Here is a 2,289-nt window from a genome sequence, read left to right on the forward strand (position 1 = left end):
AAACTAATGGCTGTGTATTAATTGATGACGCTTATTAGGCAAGCTTATAACTTGCGCAGTTTTTGAATCAAGGAGGGCTGAAGTTGAATTCAGCCTCTGGGGTGGTGTGACTCATGAAGGTCGCTGAGTCGTTGTTGGGCAATGTGAGTGTATATCTGGGTGGTCGACAGGTCGCTGTGCCCCAGGAGAAGCTGAACGACACGAAGGTCTGCACCGTGATTTAACAGGTGAGTGGCGAAGGCGTGGCGAAGTACGTGGGGAGAAACATTGCTTTGAATATTTGCGGTGACGGCATGCTGTTTGATCCTGTGCCAGAAGGTCTGTCGGGTCATGGGGTTGCCGTTTCGACCCGGGAAAAGAACTCGATTTTCTGAATCATTGATCAAAAGGGGTCTGCTTTCATGCAGGTAACGCTGAAGCCAGTTCAGAGCCTCTTCCCCCATAGGGACCAGTCTTTCCTTGTTGCCTTTGCCTTCGATGCGAACAATGCCTTGCCTGAGGTTGATGCGGTCCAGACTGAGAGTGACCAGTTCAGAAACCCTAAGCCCACAGGCATACAGTAACTCAAGCATGCAGCGATCCCTTATGCCCAGCTCGGTGTCCAGGTCCGGGGCTGCAAGAAGGTTTTCTACATCGGTTTCAGTCAGGGACTTGGGGAGAGGGCGGCCCTGTCTGGGCATTTCAATATTCTGGGTGATGTCGTGCTCTATCTTGCCTTCTCTCAGCTGATAACGAAAATAACCCCTGAGGCTGGAGAGCGCTCTGGCGGTGGAGCTGGGTTTAAAGTTTTGCTCGTGTCTCCAGGCAAGGTAATCGGAAAGGTCTTGGGTGGATGGCTGGTCGGGGTCTGTAATACTGGAATTACTGGATGTCAGCCAGCCTGAGAAGTGCTCTATATCTCTTTTATAGGCTGATCGGGTATTTTCGCTGAGTCCTTTTTCCAGCCAGAGGTGGTTTAGAAAAAGATTCAGGTGATTGTTATTGAGCATCATCTACTGTTCAGGTCGCATGAAGCCTTATTATTACGGTATATGAGAGAGTCGTAAAGAAAGCGGGAGTCCGCCATCCATGGCAAACTGGATTAAGGGTTTTGAGCAGGAGCAGGCTCATCCGGTACCTTGTTAAAAATACCAAGCTCATGCAATCGAGTTTCGTTAAAGTTGCGACCGTATCCGTAGGCTCTTTCTCTATCTTCAAGGCTGTAGAAATTACCCCGCTTATAACGATCGGGTGTTGTCCAGCCATCAGCAGAGTCATCAACATGCGAATTTTGTGAATTCACATAAGCCTGGGCTAACTCTGCGGAATTAAGCTCATGGAAGTGCTCAACAGAAAGGTTGGGTAACGAAGGGCCCTGTTCTACACCTTTTGGAAGAGTCTGGTTGGTGTATTTCTTGACGTTCTGGTCGGTCAGGTCGGTCCAGGACATGAGAATACCGCACACCATGAACATGGCTTTCTTGGAGTAGAACTCTTTGGGATCCTTAAACAACAGACTTGGATCATTTTCTGCTACAGATTTGGCTTCCAGTGCACCCCTGGAATTCAGGTAAGTGGTGAAATCCATCGCTACAAACTGTCCATAAAACAGATCATCAGTGCCATCTCTGGGTATTTGAGGATAGGTCTGTTTGGTGGTGTCGTCATGAAGTAACTGGACGGAAATTTCCGGAGAAACGTTATCGGAGCTATCGCCAGGTGTACTGAGTCTGGCAATGGTTTTCATTTGTGAGTAAATACAAATCTGCTGTCCTGTAGTTACACCATTGCGGATCTGGCTGGCATAGTGAACTTTTGTGTAATCCTTAAAGGATTTAGCAACATGTTTTGGGGTATCAACACTAGAATAAGTGGGTAGTTCACCAAACCCGTCTGCCAGATCTTCTGCATTGACAGAGCTGACAAGAGCAGTTGTGCATAGTAAAGGAACTATTGCGTAAAGAGGCTTTTTCTTCCAGGACATAATCATGTTACTCGTTTTTAGATGTTGATGAACAATGACTACCCGTTCAGGTATTCAGTCTTTTATTTAAAATAAATAATCAGAGATACAGGCTGGATAGAATATTTATAAAAACATGTTTCATATTCGCTTTTAAATGCAAAAAACCACTCGCTAACGATAGAAAGCAGTTTTTAGTTAAAAAATATAAAAATATTTTCACATTGTGTATATTCAAAAACCTTTTCTCTATTAGAAACAAACTTATGATCGTGTCGTTAGACACTCGGGAGTAAATTAGTTCAGTCGTTGTTTGTATGGAAATATTGTCTGGTAATATCTGATGG

Annotated in this window: 2 protein-coding genes; both read right to left on the minus strand. The window is 45.2% G+C overall.

The window, feature by feature from the left end:
• Positions 1-89: 89 nt before the first annotated feature.
• Positions 90-992, minus strand: a complete 903-nt coding sequence (gene xerD / locus WG89_RS28135; RefSeq protein WP_216638582.1) for a site-specific tyrosine recombinase XerD — start codon at positions 990-992, stop codon at positions 90-92.
• A gap of 89 nt (positions 993-1,081) precedes the next feature.
• A complete protein-coding gene (locus WG89_RS28140) occupies positions 1,082-1,963 on the minus strand; it encodes a hypothetical protein (RefSeq protein ID WP_062271053.1) in 882 nt (293 codons plus the stop codon).
• Positions 1,964-2,289: the final 326 nt, after the last annotated feature.

The organism is Endozoicomonas arenosclerae (assembly GCF_001562015.1).
Lineage (GTDB): Bacteria > Pseudomonadota > Gammaproteobacteria > Pseudomonadales > Endozoicomonadaceae > Endozoicomonas_A > Endozoicomonas_A arenosclerae.